This window comes from Tropicimonas marinistellae (assembly GCF_001509585.1).
GTDB classification, from domain to species: Bacteria; Pseudomonadota; Alphaproteobacteria; order Rhodobacterales; family Rhodobacteraceae; genus Tropicimonas; species Tropicimonas marinistellae.
Map to the genome: position 1 here is coordinate 104,808 of NZ_LNCI01000001.1, position 17,453 is coordinate 122,260.

General features: G+C 57.9%; 23 protein-coding genes. 18 read left to right on the top strand and 5 right to left on the bottom strand.

The annotated features are described in order from the left end of the window. Positions 1-59: 59 nt before the first annotated feature. From ARC39_RS00450 to ARC39_RS00465, 4 genes are all read left to right on the top strand, one after another. Positions 60-1,538 carry a flagellin family protein gene (locus ARC39_RS00450; RefSeq protein ID WP_068108405.1) on the top strand — a complete coding sequence of 493 codons (1,479 nt, stop codon included), beginning with the start codon at positions 60-62 and terminating at the stop codon, positions 1,536-1,538. 89 nt (positions 1,539-1,627) lie between these two features. Next, positions 1,628-2,005: a flagellar biosynthesis regulator FlaF gene (flaF, locus tag ARC39_RS00455; protein ID WP_068108409.1), complete on the top strand. Its 378-nt coding sequence runs from the start codon at positions 1,628-1,630 to the stop codon at positions 2,003-2,005. After that, on the top strand, positions 2,002-2,406 hold the full coding sequence (flbT, locus tag ARC39_RS00460) for a flagellar biosynthesis repressor FlbT (protein WP_068108411.1): 405 nt from the start codon (positions 2,002-2,004) through the stop codon (positions 2,404-2,406). The genes flaF and flbT overlap by 4 nt, the downstream gene beginning before the upstream one ends. Then, entirely contained in the window at positions 2,403-3,206 is an 804-nt protein-coding gene (locus ARC39_RS00465) for a DUF1217 domain-containing protein (protein WP_068108413.1), read from the top strand. The genes flbT and ARC39_RS00465 overlap by 4 nt, the downstream gene beginning before the upstream one ends. Positions 3,207-3,235: 29 nt before the next feature. On the opposite strand, the gene ARC39_RS00470 is transcribed toward ARC39_RS00465, so the two are convergent. Next, on the bottom strand, positions 3,236-4,561 hold the full coding sequence (locus ARC39_RS00470; protein WP_068108416.1) for a FliI/YscN family ATPase: 1,326 nt from the start codon (positions 4,559-4,561) through the stop codon (positions 3,236-3,238). A gap of 79 nt (positions 4,562-4,640) precedes the next feature. On the opposite strand from ARC39_RS00470, the gene ARC39_RS00475 reads away from it, so the two are divergent. From ARC39_RS00475 to ARC39_RS00515, 9 genes are read left to right on the top strand one after another with little or no spacing between them, the layout of a single operon-like run. After that, positions 4,641-5,030 carry a FlgB family protein gene (locus tag ARC39_RS00475; RefSeq protein WP_068108420.1) on the top strand — a complete coding sequence of 130 codons (390 nt, stop codon included), beginning with the start codon at positions 4,641-4,643 and terminating at the stop codon, positions 5,028-5,030. Positions 5,031-5,041: 11 nt separating this feature from the next. After that, a complete protein-coding gene (gene flgC / locus ARC39_RS00480; protein WP_068108423.1) occupies positions 5,042-5,434 on the top strand; it encodes a flagellar basal body rod protein FlgC in 393 nt (130 codons plus the stop codon). A 12-nt stretch (positions 5,435-5,446) separates the two neighbouring features. Beyond that, positions 5,447-5,737, top strand: a complete 291-nt coding sequence (gene fliE / locus ARC39_RS00485; RefSeq protein ID WP_068108426.1) for a flagellar hook-basal body complex protein FliE — start codon at positions 5,447-5,449, stop codon at positions 5,735-5,737. Between the two features lies 1 nt (position 5,738). Beyond that, on the top strand, positions 5,739-6,008 hold the full coding sequence (locus tag ARC39_RS00490; RefSeq protein WP_068109991.1) for a flagellar biosynthetic protein FliQ: 270 nt from the start codon (positions 5,739-5,741) through the stop codon (positions 6,006-6,008). A gap of 3 nt (positions 6,009-6,011) precedes the next feature. Continuing rightward, a complete protein-coding gene (locus tag ARC39_RS00495; protein WP_068108430.1) occupies positions 6,012-6,725 on the top strand; it encodes a flagellar hook-basal body complex protein in 714 nt (237 codons plus the stop codon). A gap of 13 nt (positions 6,726-6,738) precedes the next feature. Then, positions 6,739-7,524 (top strand): flagellar basal-body rod protein FlgG, encoded by a 786-nt coding sequence (flgG, locus tag ARC39_RS00500; protein WP_068108433.1) that lies wholly within the window; start codon positions 6,739-6,741, stop codon positions 7,522-7,524. Then, positions 7,521-7,967, top strand: a complete 447-nt coding sequence (gene flgA / locus ARC39_RS00505) for a flagellar basal body P-ring formation chaperone FlgA (RefSeq protein ID WP_068108436.1) — start codon at positions 7,521-7,523, stop codon at positions 7,965-7,967. The genes flgG and flgA overlap by 4 nt, the downstream gene beginning before the upstream one ends. Before the next feature lie 27 nt (positions 7,968-7,994). After that, entirely contained in the window at positions 7,995-8,723 is a 729-nt protein-coding gene (gene flgH / locus ARC39_RS00510) for a flagellar basal body L-ring protein FlgH (protein ID WP_068108439.1), read from the top strand. A gap of 11 nt (positions 8,724-8,734) precedes the next feature. Beyond that, positions 8,735-9,304, top strand: a complete 570-nt coding sequence (locus tag ARC39_RS00515) for a flagellar basal body-associated FliL family protein (protein WP_068108442.1) — start codon at positions 8,735-8,737, stop codon at positions 9,302-9,304. An 84-nt stretch (positions 9,305-9,388) separates the two neighbouring features. On the opposite strand, the gene fliP is transcribed toward ARC39_RS00515, so the two are convergent. The 4 genes from fliP to fliF are packed head-to-tail and all read right to left on the bottom strand — an operon-like array spanning position 9,389 to position 12,645. After that, positions 9,389-10,138 (bottom strand): flagellar type III secretion system pore protein FliP, encoded by a 750-nt coding sequence (gene fliP, locus ARC39_RS00520; protein WP_078059002.1) that lies wholly within the window; start codon positions 10,136-10,138, stop codon positions 9,389-9,391. Beyond that, entirely contained in the window at positions 10,135-10,422 is a 288-nt protein-coding gene (locus ARC39_RS00525) for a FliM/FliN family flagellar motor switch protein (RefSeq protein WP_068108444.1), read from the bottom strand. Before ARC39_RS00525 ends, fliP begins: the two co-directional genes overlap by 4 nt. After that, positions 10,415-11,020, bottom strand: coding sequence for a FliH/SctL family protein (locus tag ARC39_RS00530; protein WP_068108447.1), 606 nt, complete (start codon positions 11,018-11,020; stop codon positions 10,415-10,417). Before ARC39_RS00530 ends, ARC39_RS00525 begins: the two co-directional genes overlap by 8 nt. Beyond that, the gene (gene fliF, locus ARC39_RS00535) at positions 11,020-12,645 is read right to left on the bottom strand and encodes a flagellar basal-body MS-ring/collar protein FliF (RefSeq protein WP_068108450.1); all 1,626 of its coding nucleotides are present in this window, start codon (positions 12,643-12,645) and stop codon (positions 11,020-11,022) included. The genes ARC39_RS00530 and fliF overlap by 1 nt, the downstream gene beginning before the upstream one ends. A gap of 121 nt (positions 12,646-12,766) precedes the next feature. Between fliF and ARC39_RS00540 the strand changes: the two genes are divergently transcribed. The 5 genes from ARC39_RS00540 (at position 12,767) to ARC39_RS25490 (ending at position 17,431) form a co-directional block, all read left to right on the top strand. Next, positions 12,767-13,252 (top strand): flagellar basal body-associated FliL family protein, encoded by a 486-nt coding sequence (locus ARC39_RS00540; protein ID WP_068108453.1) that lies wholly within the window; start codon positions 12,767-12,769, stop codon positions 13,250-13,252. 9 nt (positions 13,253-13,261) lie between these two features. After that, complete coding sequence (locus ARC39_RS00545; protein WP_068108455.1) at positions 13,262-13,630, top strand: hypothetical protein; 369 nt, start codon at positions 13,262-13,264, stop codon at positions 13,628-13,630. Further along, on the top strand, positions 13,627-14,223 hold the full coding sequence (locus ARC39_RS00550; protein ID WP_068108457.1) for a MotE family protein: 597 nt from the start codon (positions 13,627-13,629) through the stop codon (positions 14,221-14,223). Before ARC39_RS00545 ends, ARC39_RS00550 begins: the two co-directional genes overlap by 4 nt. Positions 14,224-14,297: 74 nt before the next feature. Further along, complete coding sequence (gene motA / locus ARC39_RS00555) at positions 14,298-15,170, top strand: flagellar motor stator protein MotA (protein WP_068108461.1); 873 nt, start codon at positions 14,298-14,300, stop codon at positions 15,168-15,170. Further along, positions 15,167-17,431: a hypothetical protein gene (locus ARC39_RS25490; RefSeq protein ID WP_149866260.1), complete on the top strand. Its 2,265-nt coding sequence runs from the start codon at positions 15,167-15,169 to the stop codon at positions 17,429-17,431. Before motA ends, ARC39_RS25490 begins: the two co-directional genes overlap by 4 nt. Positions 17,432-17,453 lie beyond the last annotated feature (22 nt).

Sequence of the window (17,453 nt, forward strand, 5' to 3'; positions counted from 1 at the left end):
CGGAGGTCCGGCGGTTAGGTTCCCGGCGTAAAGCGCCGTTTCGGAAGGACATCAGGAACATGACCAGCATTCTTACGAACACCAGCTCGATGGTCGCTCTGCAGACCTTGAAGGGCATAAACAACAATCTTGAGACCATCCAGAACGAGATCTCCACGGGCAAGACCGTCTCTTCCGCGAAGGACAATGCCTCCGTTTGGGCGATTTCCAAAGTGATGGAATCCGACGTGCAGGGCTTTCAGGCAATCTCTGAAAGCCTGGCATTGGGCGAAAGCACGATCGCAGTAGCACGTGAAGCATCGGAAACGGTGACTGACCTGTTGACCGAGATCAAGGAGAAGATTGTCGGAGCCCAGGAAGAGAACGTTGACCGGTCCAAACTGCAGGACGACATTGACGCACTGACCGACCAGATCTCGTCAATCGCGAGTGCCGCACAATTTAACGGGTTGAACCTGATCCAGGGCAGCGACTCGGTTAACATCCTCTCTTCACTGGATCGGGCTTCCGACGGGTCGGTGACCTCCGCGTCGATTTCCGTCGATCGTCAGGATCTGACCTTCGACGCCGGCGTTTACAACGCGTCTGGTACCGATTTGTCAGGTAACACGAGCGATTCCGCCGCGGCAGCGGTCAATACCGCGGTAACCGAGGTTCTAACTCTGTCCACGGCGCAGGCAGTTGACGACGTTCTGCGGCTGCAGATCGGTGACACGACCGTTTCGTACACTGCCACCACGACCACGCTGAACGATGCCGCCGACGGGCTGACCGCGGCCATCAATGCTGCGGGTATTGAGGGGATTTCTGCGACCGTTTCGGGCGCGGCAATCACCTTGTCGTCGACCGTCGCCTTCGAAGATACCGATCTGACATTCGGCTCCACGGGCAGCACCACAGGCGCATATACGGGCGACAACAAGCTCGAAGCTCGCGCCGAGACTGTGACTTTTTCCGCAACTGCCGGGGTGAGCGAGGGGGACGGCTATCGTGTGACGATCGGCTCGCAAGACTTTGACTACGTGGCCGGAAAGGGCGAGAGCTTCGAAGATGTCGCGCGTGGCCTAAAGATCGCAATTGACGGCGCTGGTCTCGGTGACATTTCCACCAATGTGACGCAGGACAGCAGTACCGGCGAGTGGATTCTTCAGGTGGACAATGATGGGTCTTCCCTCGCGTTTTCATCTGCTGGTCGGTCTGATGGAACGGCCACCGGCGGCTTGGCCGGCGTAAACGACATCGACGTGACGACAGACGAGGGCGTTTCCGCAGCGCTTTCCAATATCGAGACCTGGATCGATTCGGCGATCGAGGCCGCCGCCGCCTTTGGCTCTGCCGAAGGGCGCATCGAAACGCAGTCCGAATTCATCAGCAATCTGACTGACTCGCTGAAATCGGGTATCGGTTCGATGGTCGACGCAGACATGGAAGAAGCGTCAGCAAAACTCCAAGCCCTGCAGGTTCAACAACAGCTTGGCATCCAAGCCCTGTCGATTGCGAACCAGTCGCCGCAATCCGTTCTGTCGCTGTTCCAGTGATTCAACCATAGGGGCGCGGCATAGTCTGCGCCCCACACCAAATGCGGTTCAAAGCGACCGTATACGTTCGAACACCGGAAGGAATTGCCGTGAACGTCGTCGATCTGGCCCAAAGGGCCTACGGGGCAACTGCAGCACCCGTCAGAACCAGTCGCAGCACCGAGTATGCAGTGTTCGCCAAGGTGACCAAGCTACTCGTAGAGGGTGTAAAGTCCGGTCGCAGTGACTTTGCCAAACTCGCTAGATCGCTCTACGAGAACCGACGATTGTGGTTGGCACTAGCCGTGGATGTAGCGCAGGACGGCAATGCACTGCCAACGCCAATGCGCGCACAGATCTTTTACCTCAGCGAATTCGTTGATCAGCACAGTCGAAAGGTCCTGAAAGGCGAGGCATCTGCCCAGACGCTGATCGAGATAAATGCCGCCATGATGCGGGGTTTGGCTCAAGAGGGGGCACCGGTATGACTGGGCTGGTGCTGAAGCTCGGACCCCGGGAGCGGGTCCTTATCAATGGCGCTGTCATCGAGAATGGTGAGCGCCGGAGCAGATTAAGCATCGTTACGCCAAACGCGAATATCCTGCGATTGCGCGACGCCATTCACCCAGAAGAAGTGAACACACCGGTTCGCCGTGTCTGCTACATTGCACAACTCGTTCTTTCCGGGGATGCGGATCCGAGCGAGGCACGACTGCAATTATTGAGGGGAATCGAGCAACTTAGCCAGATCATGACCGATCCCGACAGTCGCCAGAAATTGGATGCCGCAACAACTGGCGTGATTTCCGGTCAGCACTACCAAGCGCTTAAGGCCCTGCGTGGATTGTTACCCAGAGAGGAGCGCCTGCTCGCAACGAGGCCACAATGAGTTTCCAGCCGATGTTGCCCGCAAGCGGCTATGCTGGATGGGTTTTCCTGAACCGGACGCTCGAAGCGCAAAAGGAGACCTTTGCAGAATCTCCGGCCACTGCGAGGGATGCCGAGTACTTCACTGAGAACATCTCCGAGGTGAGGACAGCCAGGGACCTTGTCAGCGACTATCGGTTGCTCAAGGTTGCTCTGGGAGCATTCGGTTTGGAGGACGATATTGATAACAAGTACTTCATACAGAAGGTTCTCGAAGAGGGTACGACAGCGGAGAATGCCTTTGCGAACAATCTCACGGATTCTCGCTACAAGGCGTTCAGCGAGGCCTTCGGTTTCGGAGAGGGCGAGCAGCGAAGAACGAGCATCATCGGGTTCGCCGAAGGCATCGTCTCGGACTACGAGGATCGGCAATTCGAGGTCGCTGTCGGTGAGCAAAACGAGGATTATCGACTAGCACTGGATACACAGCGAGCTCTGTCGGCCATTGCTGCGGATGATCTGAGCGATGACGGAATGTGGTATTCCGTGATGGGCTCTACTCCATTGCGAACGGTGTTCGAGACGGCATTCGGATTGCCGGATACCTTTTCCTCGCTGGATCTGGATGACCAACTCGAGGTGTTTCGGGACAAGGCCGCGAAAATGTTCGGAGATGGAGAGGTCTCACAGTTCACCGACACAGATCGACTCGATGAGCTTGTAAAAACGTTTCTACTGAGGTCCGAGCTGGATGACGTCCCGACGGGGCTATCATCGTCCAGCATCGCGCTCACACTTCTCGGTGGGGCCGGGTTGGGTTGAGGCCGTTGGCCCGTGCCTGGCAAACCGGTTCACTCGCAGGCCACACCGAGACAACTCGCTAGCCGCTCGAATGCAACAGCTGGTCCGTCAGTATAGGCTTCACCAACAAATGCGTCCAATGCAGGCCAGGTCCGGATGGCGGCATCGACGTCCGGATCGCTCCCGTTAGTGTATAGGCCGGCCTGGATCATCATTTCGGATCGGTCATAAGCGCCAAGTCTTTGCCGGGCCAGTCGAATCAGAGCGTTTTCAGCGTCCGAACATGCGTTTGGCAAACTACGAGAAACGGACCGAAGGACGTCGACAGCGGGGAAGCGGCCACGTTCAGCAATCTGACGGTCGAGCACGATATGGCCATCGAGAACGCCCCTTAGAATATCGGCGATCGGCTCGTCCATGTCGGACCCGGCAACGAGCACGGTGAAAATCGCCGTAATATCGCCGCCGCAATCGATAACACCGGGGCCCGCGCGTTCGGCCAACGACATGATCTGATGCGCGACGGACGGTGGATACCCGCGCAGGGAACTCGTCTCCCCGGATGCCAGCGCAACTTCACGGTGTGCCTCTGCGAAGCGTGTCACCGAGTCCGCCAAGAATAATACGTGCTTGCCTTGATCTCGAAAATGTTCGGCCACGCTCATGGCTGACCAAAGCGCGCGCCGGCGTGTCAGTGGAGGCTGATCGGAGGTGGCAGCGATCACCACGGACTTCGCTAGACCCTCGGAACCGAGTGTTTGATCCACGAATTCCCGCACCTCTCGGCCCCGCTCACCGACCAGGGCTATGACGGCTACGTCCGCCTCCATACCGCGTGCCAACTGTCCCAACAGAGTGGACTTTCCTACTCCGGACCCGGAGAACACGCCCATTCGTTGACCGCGGACGAAGGGAAGCAATGTATCGAAAACCGCGAGACCGGTTGAAATCCTCATTCCAAGCGGCCGACGGCGTGTGGCAGCGGGCGCAGGAACGCGAAGCGAACGACCGATAGGTCCTCGCGCCAAACCCCTGCCATCGATTGGTGTGCCATAGGGGTCAATGACCCGACCGATCCATCGGTCGGAGGGCGCGATGACCGGTGCCCCCATGAGAGTGACCGGATCGCCGATCCGGACGCCGTCGCCTGCACCATCGGGCAAAACAAGTGCGCCACTTTCGGAAATGTCCACAATCTCGCCGCGCAGCAATCCGGCGATTGAGCCGACGCTCACGAGGTCGCCGAGCGCCGCGTCGGTCTGGAGCCCGCCGACGAGGATCGTTCCGCGACCAGCCCGCACGATGCGTCCCACGGGGCGTGCGGGTTTCATTGCCTCGATCTCTCGGGCCAGGGTGTCGAGGGTGTTGACGTTCATGAGACCTCCTGGTTCCTCGCACACCGTTTCTAAAGGAATCGGGGTTAAACCATCGTTGAAAGACGTGGGAGAAGCCCCGATGTTCAGCAATCTGGATCTATTGCAACTGGCGCGAGGACTGGCCGAACATGCCGTTTCGCGCCATTCGGTTGTCGCCCGAAACATCGCCAATGCCGACACGCCCGGTTACCGCCAGCGTGATATTGAGCCCTTCGCCGCGTTCGTGCAGCAGGAGGCTGGCATGGAACAGCTTAGGCAAACACGAGCAGGACACATCGACTCAGACCGCGCAGTGGTTCAACCAACCACGTTCGAGGTCGCGAATGTGATTGCCGAACCAAACGGAAATAACGTCACGCTGGAAACAGAGATCGTGAAGGCGGCAGAAGTCCGTCAACAGCACGAACTCGCGCTTTCGATCTACCGCAGTGGCCTAAATGTGCTGCGGTCAAGCCTCGGACGGCGATAGGAGACTGTGTTGTGAGCGATCTTATTCAGTCTCTGGCTTTGTCTGCCAGCGGAATGAAAGCGCAGGCAAACCGCTTGCGCTACGTTTCAGAAAACGTTGCCAACGCAGACACGCCGGGATACCGACGCAAGCTTTCCACGTTCGAAGAGGAAATGTCCTTAGGGGAAGCCACTGGGCGTGTGCAGAGCGGCCCCGTGCGGCTTGATCAGTCGGATCTGGAGGTAATCTACGATCCGTCTCACCCATTATCCGACGCGACCGGCCACTACGATGGCTCGAATGTCGACCTAATGATCGAGGTCGCTGATGCGCGCCAGGCCCACCGTAGCTACGAGGCGAATCTCAAGATGTTCGACCAGGCCCGTCAGATGACGTCCAGCCTGCTCGAATTGTTGAAACGGTAACAGGAGACCAGAATGGACATCCTTTCGACCCAGGCTGACCGGGTTTATTTGGCGGCAAAACCCTCGACCGCACCAGACGCACGGGGAGCGGATGCCGGTTCTGCTTTCGCCGGTGCAGCGAGGGACTTCGTTTCGGTGCTGCAAACCGGCGAAGATGTCGCAAAAAACGCAGCGGTCGGAAAGGCCGACCCGCATGCTCTGGTCATGGCTTTGAGCCAGACCGAGCTGGCCGTAGAAACAGCGGCTACCCTGAGGGACCGCGTTGTCGAAGCCTATCAGGAAATCCTTCGGATGCCGGTTTGAGATAATGAACGAGACGGTCTTCTTCGACACGCTCCGTGAGGGGCTCTGGACTTCAGTCATGGTGTCTCTGCCGATCCTGTCGGTGGCGCTGGTCGCCGGTCTGACCGTCGGGCTGTTTCAAGCGCTGACCTCCGTTCAGGAAATGACCCTCACCTTTGTTCCGAAATTGCTGGCTATCGTGGTCGTGTTCTGGATGACGATGGGATTTATGAGCCGAAGCCTCGTCAGCTTTTTCACCGGAAGTATCATCCCGCTGGTACAGGAGATCTGATCAATGAGTATCGGATTTGTCACCCTTTCCCGCCAGTCCGGGTTGATGCGCGAAATGCAGACGATCTCAAACAACATAGCAAATCTCTCGACGACTGGATTTCGTAGAGAAGGCGTCGTGTTTTCGGAGTATATCGCGGCATCTGGCGGCAGTGATACGTCCGTCTCAATGTCCGCAGCTCGTGCGCGGCACGTCGACATGGCGCAGGGCGCGTTGGAGCCCACCGGCGGAATGCTGGATTTGGCGATTCAGGGTGAGGGCTTCTTTCAGGTTCAGACGCCAGATGGCACGAGACTAACGCGCGCTGGGTCATTTGTGCCGAACGAGGCTGGCGATCTGGCCACACCGGACGGCCACCTCGTGCTCGACGAAGGTGGTGCGCCAATATTCATCCCGCCAGACAGCGCATCCATTGCTGTCGCCGCCGATGGGACGCTAAGCGCCGATGGGCGCCCATTGTCCCGGATAGGTCTTTTCAGCCCCGCCGAGTCGGCCAGTCTCATCCATCAGTCCGGCTCTCTATTTGATGTCGAGGGTGAAGTCTTGCCGGCTGAGGCTGGCACGATCCAGCAAGGCTTCCTGGAGAGTTCAAACGTCAATCCGGTTGCGGAAATCACCCGGATGATCGAAGTGCAACGCGCTTATGAACTCGGCCAATCGCTTGCGGAGCGCAACGACAAGCGCGTTTCCAGCGTCACCGAAACCCTGGCACGATAGTTCGGAGCAAGAAATGCAAGCACTCAGAATCGCAGCCACGGGGATGACCGCACAGCAGATGCGAGTCGATGTCATCTCCAACAACCTCGCAAATATGAGCACGACAGCCTACGACGCGCGCCGTGCCGAGTTTGCTGATCTGCACTATCAGCAGCATTCCAAGCCCGGTACGATCAACGCTGCAGACGGAACAATTTTGCCGACGGGGGTTCAGGTCGGGCTCGGCGTAAGGCCGACCGCCGTGACCGTGCTGTCGGAGCAGGGAACCCTCTCGGCCACAGGCGGCGATCTGGACGTCGCGATTGATGGTTCGGGATATCTGGAGGTCACTCTGCCAAGTGGCGCTTCCGCCTACTCCCGCGATGGCGCCCTGAAGCTTTCGGCCGACGGACTCATCGTCACGTCGGACGGATATGCGGTTGTGCCGGAAATCACGGTTCCGGACGATGCCCGCAGTCTTTCGATCAGCCCCGAGGGCGAGGTTTTCGCGTATTTCGATGGCGAGGTGGAAGCCGAGTCGTTGGGGGAATTCTCTCTTTCAAGCTTCTCGAACCCAAAGGGACTGGAAGCGATCGGAAGCAATCTATTCCTGGAGTCGGCAGCGTCTGGTCCGCCGAGCGTGGCGGCTCCCGGCGAGGATGGTCTGGGAACGATCCGTCAAGGTTATTTGGAAGACAGCTCGGTGGACGCTGTCCGCCAGATTACCGATCTGATCCAGGCGCAGCGTGGGTATGAATTGAACTCCAAGGTCATCACGGCCGCCGACCAGATGCTGGGAGCGACCACGCAAATCAGATGATGTACCACGCCGCCTGCCTACTTGTTCTGACTTCTCTTGCCGGAACCGTCTCCGCGACGGCCGAGACGCTGGTTGCGACTCGAACCATTCGAAGCAACACCGTTCTGGTCGCCGCGGACCTTGCGACCATTCCCGACACGGTTTTCGGGGCGCTAACCGATCCGGACGAGGCTGTCGGAATGGAAGCCCGCGTCGTTTTGTATGCGGGCCGGCCGGTGCGCAGGGAGGACATCGGCCCACCGGCGGTGATCGAAAGAAACCAACTTGTCAGCCTCGTGTATCTGCAAGGCGGGCTTTCGATCAAAGCTGATGGACGATCGCTGGCACGCGCTGCAGCGGGGGAGCGTGTCCGTGCAATGAACCTCGCCTCCCGCGCTACGGTGACCGGAACGGTCGATCCCTCAGGACGAATCGTGATCGAGTCCGCCGTGGCGGACCACTAAGCAGTCATTGAACATGGAGTGACGCGCATGCGCCGAACCGCAATTCTAGTCGCCTCAACACTTGTGCTTGTCGGTTGCGGGCGTGTCGCTGATGTCGGAAAGAGGCCGGAGTTCACGCCGACGTCGGATACATATGAACACCGTGCGATGTCGGTGATTTCCCTTCCGGAAACGGTTGAGCAGCACCGTCCAACTGACACAGCATCGCTTTGGAGCAGGGATCGTCAATCTCTTCTCGGGGACCGGCGTGCCAGCAAGCGCGGCGATATCATGACGGTCGTGATCGAGATAGACGAGAAGGCCGAGATATCCAATTCCACAGAGCGGTCTCGGAGCGCCGGTGAACAGATGGCTGTCACTGATTTTTTCGGCTTGCCGCAGAACATAGACACCAAACTGCCTGAGGGTGCGTCGATGAACCCGGCGGTCAAAACGAACTCCACAAGTTCATCGGAAGGGGATGGTTCTGTGCAGCGTCGAGAGAAGCTGACGCTCCGGGTCGCCGCGACGGTGGTCGAGGTTCTCCAAAATGGCGTGCTCAAGATCCAGGGTAGCCAGGAGGTCCGCGTGAACTTCGAGATTCGGGAACTCCTTGTCACGGGTTACGTACGGCCAGAGGATATCACGCGCATGAACGAGATCACCTATGACAAGATCGCTTCCGCGCGGATCTCTTATGGCGGGCGCGGTCAGATTACCGACGTGCAGCAGCCGCGCTACGGCCAACAGGTCGCTGATATCGTTCTGCCGTTCTAACGGAGGTTCGCATGCGACTCATTATTCCGATCGTTCTTACCGTTGTCGGGACTGGCACAGGGTTGGCAGCAGGGCATTTCTTCAAACCCGATGCCAACCTGACCGGTGCGGGGGCGCATGACGCCGTCGAATCGCACGATGTCCACGGCGAACCCGGCAATGGCGCCAAGGAAACCAGTCATCCCGACGGGTATGCAGAGTCGCACACCGATATCAGTGTACCTCCAAACCACAGCGCCGAGCGCGGCGACTTGTCGGAAAGCGAATTCGTCAAACTCAACAACCAGTTTATTGTCCCGATTCTGGAAAACGGACGGATGCGTTCCATGGTTGTTTTGTCGCTCACCTTGGAAACTGCGATTGGCAGAAAGGAAAAGGTCTATGCGCTCGAGCCGAAGATTCGTGACGGCTTGTTGCAGGTCTTGTTCGACCATGCCAATGCCGGCGGTTTCGACGGCACATTTACGTCTGGGCGCGCGTTGGACCATTTGCGCCTCGCTCTTCAGGAGGAAAGTCAGCGGATTGTTGGTGGCGGAGTGCGTGATGTGCTTGTGACTGATATCGCGCGGCAGGACATGTGAGAATTCCTATCCTCTGCGTTCGGCGGTGCAATTGCGCCTGGCGTGGGCAATACCGACACGTTCCAGCCTTGGCTTGGGGTATCTTCAGAAGTATCCGCGGACAAGTGCCTCGGATATGAGTGACCAACCGTCGGCGATTGCGAAGAATGCCAGCTTGAACGGAAGCGATACCAGGGCGGGCGGTACCATCATCATCCCCATCGACATTAGAATCGCGGCCACGACCAGATCGATGATTAGAAATGGCAGGAAGATCAGAAAGCCAATCTCGAAGGCCGTGGAGATCTCGCTCAGCAGGAATCCGGGGATCAGCACCGACATTGGTGGATTTTGTGGACTAAACCCTCCAAGGTCGCCGGAGTGGCGAAGCGCCGCCATCCTTTCGATCGTTTCCGGGTCTGCGCGCGAGACCATGAACCTTTCAAAGGGAACGAGGATTCGCTCCATTGCGGCAGGTGCATCTAGTTCGTCCTCCAAGAGCGGATGCAAACCATCTGTCCAAGCCTCAGTGAAGACAGGATCCATGACATAATAGGTCAGCACCAGCGCAAGAGAGACGATCAGCATATTGGGGGGCGACTGCTGCAAACCGATCGCTTGACGCAGGATCGACAGCACGGTGACAATCAGCGGGAAGCAAGTCACCATTATCAGTAGCCCGGGAGCGAAGCTGAGAAACCCAACAAGTAGGAAAAGTTGGATGCTTGTCGCCGTCAATGACCCCCCGTCTCCGAGCGACAGAACCACTTCCTGCGCTTCCGCTGGAGACGTTGCCAAGAAACTAATCGTGATCACGACCCCGACCGGGGCGACCCACTTTGGCGTCAGCATCATAGTTTGAGGCTCTCGCCGCCTTCGGTTAACTCGGTCAAACGCACCGCGAGTTGCCCTTCCTGATTGCCGGTTTGCTCGATGAGTTGGCCGCGCGCTATCAAGCGGTCGCCAACGTATAGCTCGACCGGATCGTCAACACGCTTGTCGAGTGACAGAACCGCATTTCGCTGCATTTCGAGCAGTTCTGAAATCGTCGGATGGGCATGCCCCACAGAGACGACGATTTCGACAGGCACCCTTGAGAAAGGATTCGACCGAACGTTTTTATTCTCGGTATCAGGCATGGCATGCTCCCTGAACGGTATCGGTGGATTCGAAGTAGTCGGAAACGGCATCGGAGAGTTCGAGTAGAACCGTGTCGAGGTCGAGTTTTTCTTCCGATTTTCCCAAACGTAGGTAGGCTTGTCCCTCACCCAGGGTGGGTTCGACCTGAACAGTTAACGGGGGCGCGACTTTACCGGCCAGCAATGTCCTGAAACGGTTTGCGTTTTCTGGCGAAACGATGATTTGCACTGGTGTTTCGGAAGCTTCATCTGAAATACTCGCCAAGCGTTCGACGATCATTTCACCGAGCGATGTCTTAAGTGTTTTCGGCAGGATTTTTTCGACCATACCCCGCAGAATCCCTTCCATTTCGCATAACACTGCGGTCCGAGCCTCGTGGTACGTAAAGGAGAGCTGTTGGAGGTTATCTGCGAATTCCTGCGAAATGCTGTCCTGCTGTTGATTGTGTGCCTGTGCCGCGTCGTCCCACCCGGCCTTGTAACCATTGTCGAAGGACTGGAGGCGCTCCTCTTCCAGCTCGGATTCCGGCAGCTTCACCACCGAGGCGCCGGACTCAGGCTCCGTGTCGAAGCATTCAAGCTTGAGTGGTCTTCCCATCAGGCATCCCTCCTGTCGTCTTCCATCCAGCTGCGCAGCACTTCGACGGTTTCCTGCTGCCGCTCGTTGATGAGTGACCTAAGTCGTGCGACCGGATCGATGTCAGGGCTAGGGAGGTCTGGTAGTCCTCCGAAGCCGGAATCATCTCCCATGTCAAAGTCCGTGACGACCTGCATGTCTGGCGCGAAGCTGTCGTCGGCGATTTCACCGGTGAGGGCTGGGGCGGGCGGTATGGCGGTAGATCCAACAGTCGCATCGGATGACGCCTGCAACTCCAGCGCCTTGGCTGGAGCAGTGCGTGTCAGGATTGGTCGCACGACAAAGAGACCAAGAATGAGAGCCACGATCGCCAGTCCGGCAACTTGCAGGATGCGAGTTAGGTCGAGTCGGTCAAGCAGACTATGAGCGGCGGTGTCTACGCCTTCCGCGTATGGTTCAAAGGCCATGGATCGAATGGTGATTTGATCCCCGCGGTCCGCGTCGTATCCTACGGCGGCGGCAATGAGCGACTCCAAGTCCGCGAGTTCTTCTTCCGAGCGCGGAGTGGTTACTTCCGCGCCGGAGGAATCGGTCGTCGTCGTCGCATTCACGAGAACGGCGACGGTCACTCTGCGGATCGCCCCAGGCACCTTCAACACTTCGCGATGCGTTTCGGAGACTTCGAAATTCACCCGTTCCCGGCTCTCGCTGTTCTGGCTGGATGATTGTGCGCCGTCCGACGCGGCGTCGCCGTCTGGGAGGTTGCTGGCCACAGACACGGCGCCCGATACCCCGCCTTGGCTGTTGGTGCTCCGTTCTTCGGTCTCGGTGCTGATTGCCACGCGTCCCTCCGGATCGAACCGGCGCTCGGTGATCGATTCGCGCTCCGTGACCGTTTCAACGCTCACTTCGACGACGGCGTTGCCGGGGCCCACATGTGCCTCGAGCAGTCGCTCGACGTTGCGCTTCAACCCCTCCGCCTTTCTTCCGTTTTCTGCTGGTTGCGAGTCATCCGATCCCTGAACGAGACCGCTGTCGCCATCGATCACGGTGACATCGTCAGGCTGCAAACCCGAAACAGCCGAGGCGACGAGGAAGCGGAAAGAGCGAGCTTGTGAGGCCGTCAGGCCATTTGCGGTGGCACTAACCGAAACCGATGCGGACATGTCGCCGTTGCTGCGAAATCCCCGGCTGGGGGACGCCGAGATATGAACACGGGCACTCCGCACTTGGCGAGTCGCTGTGATCGTGCGCGCCAGTTCGCCCTCTTTCGCGCGCCAGTACGCGGCGTCGAACATCTGTGACGTCGTACCGAAACCGTTGAGTCCGTCGAGCAACTCGTACCCGGCACTCCCGTTCGAGGGTAGTGATTGGCTGGCGAGGACCATGCGGATCTCGTCGCGTGACGCGGCGTCGACATAAATCGCGCTCCCTCGGACGTCGTAGGATACGCCCCTCTGTTCCAGCGCGGTCACGACCTCACCAGCGGCGCCGCTTTCCAACCCTGCGTACAGCAGCTCCATTGGCCGGGTCGCCGCGATTCGTGACAGCAGGAGCACTGCTGCAAACACCGCGATGGCGGCTGCGACGACGATTATTCGACGCCGGCTGTCCAGGTTGGACCAGGTTTCGAGAACGTTCTGCACGCGACAACCTCCGTTCGCTTGGGCTTCTGCCCTGCGACGGCATCATTGGAATATCTCGCTTAACAATCGGTTAGCCGTTGGTGGGGTATCACGAGATCAACACGCTTACGGGGACAGGGAAATGTCGGACACCCAGGTTGCAGAAACGGAACCGGACGGCAAAAAGAAGGGCGGGGTCGTATCGGTCGGTATCGGGCTGCTGCTGGCGACAGTCCTCGGTGGGGCAGGGTTCTACGCTACCTATTCGGGCATGCTCGATTTCGAGCCGTCGCCGAACGCGGGTCATGAGGCCGAGGGGTCTGCGCTCGATGTAACATTCGTGCAGATTGAGCCCATTCTGGTGTCGCTTGCGGGCGGCGATCAACTTCGGCATTTGCGTTTTCGCGCCCACGTGGAGGTCGCGCCAGGCGCGGCGGAAACCGTGACGTCTCTGATGCCGCGCATACTGGACGTGCTGAACGGATATCTCCGCGCGCTTGACGAAGAGGAACTCGAACGCCCGTCATCGCTCATCCGTATCCGTTCCCAGATGCTGCGGCGCATCCAAATTGTCGTCGGCGAGGGGCGTGTACACGACCTGCTGGTCACAGAATTCGTGCTGAACTAGGAGACAATGATGGCGCTGATTGCCGACGCATTTCTCATCGCCGGAGCCCTCGGGGCCGCGCTGTATTGCTATGTTCTTTCGCGACGTTTGGCTCGTTTCACAAACCTGGAAAACGGGGTCGGAGGGGCGGTCGCAGTACTGTCCGTTCAGGTCGACGAGATGACGAAAGCGCTTGAAACGGCGCGGGCGACGTCTCAGGCCTCCGCCGAAAAGCTGGAGCAACTGACTGAGCGGGCCGAGGCCGCTGCCGAACGGATCGAGCTTTTGCTCGCGTCCCTACACGACATTCCCGAACAAGGGCCAACTCCGGGTGCGCAAGGGAAAGAGCGGGTTGTTCGGCGTACACGACGGGGCAATCCTGAGGAAGCCCGGACATGAAATCACGCAAGTTCAAGCGACGCTTAGGTAAAGGGGCCTTGTCTATCATAGCGCTGCTGTTTTTTGCGTCTGGCATAATCAGATTTGCCGGGAGCGCCGGTCCGGTGCTCGCCCGCGGTCTCGACAACGTGGAGTTTGCACGCGCCGAAGCCAAGAGCGCAGGAGTAAAGGTATGCGAGACCGACGGTGACCTGCGTGGTGCAATCCGCGTTCTGCAAGATCGTGCAGACGAACTCGACAGGCGCGAGGAAAGCATCGAACACCGGTTTCAGACGCTTGCCATGGCGGAGAAGGAAATCCGGTTAAACCTGTCCGCACTGGCTGAGGCGGAAGACGCGCTCAAATCAACTCTCGCTCTAGCCGATGGCGCGGCTGAATCCGACATCGACAAGCTTGCGAAGGTCTATGAAGCCATGAAGCCCAAAGATGCCGCAGCCGTATTCGAGGAAATGGACCCGAGGTTTGCTGCCGGTTTCCTTGCCCGTATGGCACCTGCTGCAGCCGCGTCGGTGCTGTCAGGCCTATCGTCTGAAAAAGCCTATACCGTCAGCGTTGTCCTCGCTGGAAGAAATTCTGATGTTCCAACCAATTAGCGCACAATCAGCCAATATTAACTGATGCCTGTCAGCCTGCCGAGCAGTTGCTACATCGCTAGCGGAGCGAACGCGTGATTGGAATTGTCGGAATTATCGTCATCTTCGTCATGGTGTTTGGTGGCTATATCGCTGCCGGCGGCAAGATGGCGATAATTCTAAAGTCACTCCCGTATGAATTCACGATGATCGGTGGCGCGGCCATCGGCGCTTTCGTGATCTCGAATGACATCGGAGCCATCAAACACACGTTGAAAGACGTCGGTAAGGTATTCAAGGGCCCCAAGTGGAAGCCGGAGGATTACCGAGATCTGCTTTGCCTGCTCTACGAACTGATTCGTTTGGCGCGACAGAACCCGGTCGGCCTTGAAGAGCACATCGAAGCGCCTGAGAATTCGCCGATCTTCAGCGTGTATCAAAAGATACTTGCCGACAAGGAAGCCGTCGACTTGATCTGCGACACGTTGCGCTCGGCGTCGATGAACTACGACGACCCGCATCAGGTCGAAGAGGTTCTGGAAAAGCGCATCGATGCAAACCACGCGCACTCCATGCACTCCAGCCATGCGCTTCAGACCATGGCAGATGGGTTGCCCGCTCTCGGCATTGTTGCCGCTGTTCTTGGTGTTATCAAGACAATGGGGTCCATTGACCAACCTCCTGAGATTCTCGGGAAATTGATTGGCGGCGCCTTGGTTGGGACGTTTCTAGGTGTGTTTCTCGCCTATGGGCTCGTCGGTCCCTTTGCGGCCAAAGTGAGTGACGTCACACAGGAGGACGCGCATTTCTACCAGCTTATTCGCGAAGTGCTGGTTGCGAATCTTCACAACCACGCAACGAATATCTGTATCGAAGTTGGACGGCAGAATACGCCGAGCCATATTCGACCGAGTTTTTCGGATCTGGAAGACGCACTCAAGGAAGTGAAACAAAGGGAAGCCGCATGACTCGTTGCGTACTGCTTCTTCTGGTGTTTTGCTTTCTGACGCCGCCGGCACGAGCAGAGACCGTGCGCGTTCTATCAGGTGAGCACGATGAGTTTTCCAGGATTGTCTTGGTCTTCAAGCGCCCGATAAACTGGACGTATCGCACGTCGGACACCGGGTTTGAGATAGTTCTGGATCGCACTGATGTCCTACTGGACCTCTCGAAAGTTTTCGATCTTATTCCACGCGACAGGATCAAGTCTGTCTCGTTCGATGCCAATACAGGAACACTCTCGCTCGAGAGCGACTGCAATTGTGTGCTCGAAGTATTTCTCGCCGGTACGAATACACTTGCCATAGATGTTGCAGAAAGCGACCAAACGGATACTGGGCAAGCCAATTCAGGCACGCCTTCGTCTCCGTTCCCTTTTGGCAGGTCGCACTTGGCGCCGCCGAGACTTGAGGTGAGCGATCCGGGAGATACACCGGCGATCCCGAATTCGGAAATGGGCGTAGTGGCCGCAACGCGGGATAACCTTGTTCCATTACCTCGGTCGACGCGACCGGCCCATACACTGCTTGAGACCTCGTTGCTCCGGCAACTCGGTAGAGCGGCAAGCCAGGGACTTGCGACGATTGACATACCGGAAGGCGCGCGCAGGAATCCTGCGAAACCCAACGACGTTGGCGTAGGTCCAGCGCGCTCTGCTGACGAGGGAAAGCACGTCGCTAGCGCAACGGTATTTGACCGCTCCTTCATCTCGCAGGACAGCGGACAATCCCTTCGAGCGGCCGGTTTTTCTTGCTTGGACGAAAGCCTGCTCGATCCAGAACAATGGTCGGGGTCATACAGCGAAGCGTTTCGAGTAGGATGGGCTCGGCTTGAGTTATTTGATGGTCGCGATCAACCCGTTCCTGCGGTCATTGAGGTGTTGGTGCGGGAGTACCTTTCCAATGGATTTGGGGCCGAAGCAGTGACGGTGTTGGACGAGTTCCCGGGCTTGCTAGAGCAAGAAGACCTATACCGGACAATCGGACAGATCCTCGACGGTCGGTCGGTACGAAAGCCAAATCCACTTCTGGGGCAGGAAAGCTGCCCTAGCCCCGGTGCCGTGTGGGCGGTTGTCGCGGCGGGGTCTCAAAACTCATTGGAAAATGTTGATATCGATGCGGTTCAGGAGTGGTTCTTTCGGTTTCCGGCGAACTTGCGGCGACAGATTGGTCCAAGGCTCGCAAGTCATTTGTACGACGGCGGATTTGCTGACGCGGCGACTGCTGTGCGCGATTCAACGGAACGAGCTTCGGCTGATCCGAGTTCCGAGCTTACTCTCCTGGATGCAACGACGGATATTGCACCACATGCACAACTCAGTGCTCAGTCCGCCCTATCAGACGTGATCGCACGGAATGGCGCGGTGTCGGCGGCAGCAATGCACCAAATGCTGTCAGACGCCATTGACAGGGCGCGGATCGACCCGGAGCAAGTCGTTCTCGCTGAAGCCATGGCATTCGAGCTCACGGGGAGCGATGAGGGCGATGATTTAGTTCGAATTGCATCGCGTGCGCGTGCGCATCTCGGCGAGTTCGATATTGCGCTTCAACACCACGAGTCGTTGATCGGAAAAACCACACCGACAGATCAGATCGATACTCTTCTCTCCGAGATTGTGGACCAGATGGTGCGAGTGGAAGATGATGTCGCGTTGCTCCGGTTCATGGAGTCTCCGGTGCATGGTCATGTCTTCACAAGTCTCGAAGATCGTACAGTCGGCGACGCCGCCGACCATTTGCTCGGGTTGGGATTGTGGAAGCCGGCGGAGCGGCTTCTGATGGCCAAGGGTAGAACCTTTGCCGACAACAATCGGCTATTGATGGCACGTGTGGCGTTGTTTCGCCAAGATCCCTCTCTTGCACTCACTCTCGTTGCGGGAGATCGCGGCCAAGAAAGCCGAGAAGTACGTGCACTGGCTCTATCAGACCTGAAAGAGCATGCGGCGGCGGCGGCATTGTTCGACGAAAACGCGGATCGCGATACAGCGGGTAAAGAGGCGTGGTTGTCGGGGGACCGAGACCTGATCGACGCATTCGGTACAGAAATTGAGAAATCGTTTTCAGAGATGCGCCGTCCCTCGAATGCCGAGGAAAAAGAGGTGCGCGATCCTGATACCACAGAAATTTCGCTAGAACGAATTCGTGGCGATATCGAACGAAGCCGCATGTTGCGTGACAACATTGTGGCACTCCTCAACACCGCTGAGTCGGCACAGCACGAAACACGGTAACGATCGAGTAACTCACAGCGCC

What these genes read in the sequence shown, in the direction of transcription:
- ARC39_RS00545 (WP_068108455.1), top strand. Translation starts at nt 13,262, where the DNA reads ATGGCGCTGATTGCCGACGCATTTCTCATCGCCGGAGCCCTCGGGGCC.
- fliP (WP_078059002.1), bottom strand. Translation starts at nt 10,138, where the DNA reads ATGATGCTGACGCCAAAGTGGGTCGCCCCGGTCGGGGTCGTGATCACG.
- ARC39_RS25490 (WP_149866260.1), top strand. Translation starts at nt 15,167, where the DNA reads ATGACTCGTTGCGTACTGCTTCTTCTGGTGTTTTGCTTTCTGACGCCG.
- ARC39_RS00525 (WP_068108444.1), bottom strand. Translation starts at nt 10,422, where the DNA reads ATGCCTGATACCGAGAATAAAAACGTTCGGTCGAATCCTTTCTCAAGG.
- fliE (WP_068108426.1), top strand. Translation starts at nt 5,447, where the DNA reads ATGGACATCCTTTCGACCCAGGCTGACCGGGTTTATTTGGCGGCAAAA.
- flgA (WP_068108436.1), top strand. Translation starts at nt 7,521, where the DNA reads ATGATGTACCACGCCGCCTGCCTACTTGTTCTGACTTCTCTTGCCGGA.
- flgH (WP_068108439.1), top strand. Translation starts at nt 7,995, where the DNA reads ATGCGCCGAACCGCAATTCTAGTCGCCTCAACACTTGTGCTTGTCGGT.
- ARC39_RS00530 (WP_068108447.1), bottom strand. Translation starts at nt 11,020, where the DNA reads ATGGGAAGACCACTCAAGCTTGAATGCTTCGACACGGAGCCTGAGTCC.
- ARC39_RS00540 (WP_068108453.1), top strand. Translation starts at nt 12,767, where the DNA reads ATGTCGGACACCCAGGTTGCAGAAACGGAACCGGACGGCAAAAAGAAG.
- flgG (WP_068108433.1), top strand. Translation starts at nt 6,739, where the DNA reads ATGCAAGCACTCAGAATCGCAGCCACGGGGATGACCGCACAGCAGATG.
- ARC39_RS00495 (WP_068108430.1), top strand. Translation starts at nt 6,012, where the DNA reads ATGAGTATCGGATTTGTCACCCTTTCCCGCCAGTCCGGGTTGATGCGC.
- ARC39_RS00450 (WP_068108405.1), top strand. Translation starts at nt 60, where the DNA reads ATGACCAGCATTCTTACGAACACCAGCTCGATGGTCGCTCTGCAGACC.
- ARC39_RS00515 (WP_068108442.1), top strand. Translation starts at nt 8,735, where the DNA reads ATGCGACTCATTATTCCGATCGTTCTTACCGTTGTCGGGACTGGCACA.
- ARC39_RS00465 (WP_068108413.1), top strand. Translation starts at nt 2,403, where the DNA reads ATGAGTTTCCAGCCGATGTTGCCCGCAAGCGGCTATGCTGGATGGGTT.
- ARC39_RS00475 (WP_068108420.1), top strand. Translation starts at nt 4,641, where the DNA reads ATGTTCAGCAATCTGGATCTATTGCAACTGGCGCGAGGACTGGCCGAA.
- ARC39_RS00550 (WP_068108457.1), top strand. Translation starts at nt 13,627, where the DNA reads ATGAAATCACGCAAGTTCAAGCGACGCTTAGGTAAAGGGGCCTTGTCT.
- flbT (WP_068108411.1), top strand. Translation starts at nt 2,002, where the DNA reads ATGACTGGGCTGGTGCTGAAGCTCGGACCCCGGGAGCGGGTCCTTATC.
- ARC39_RS00470 (WP_068108416.1), bottom strand. Translation starts at nt 4,561, where the DNA reads ATGAACGTCAACACCCTCGACACCCTGGCCCGAGAGATCGAGGCAATG.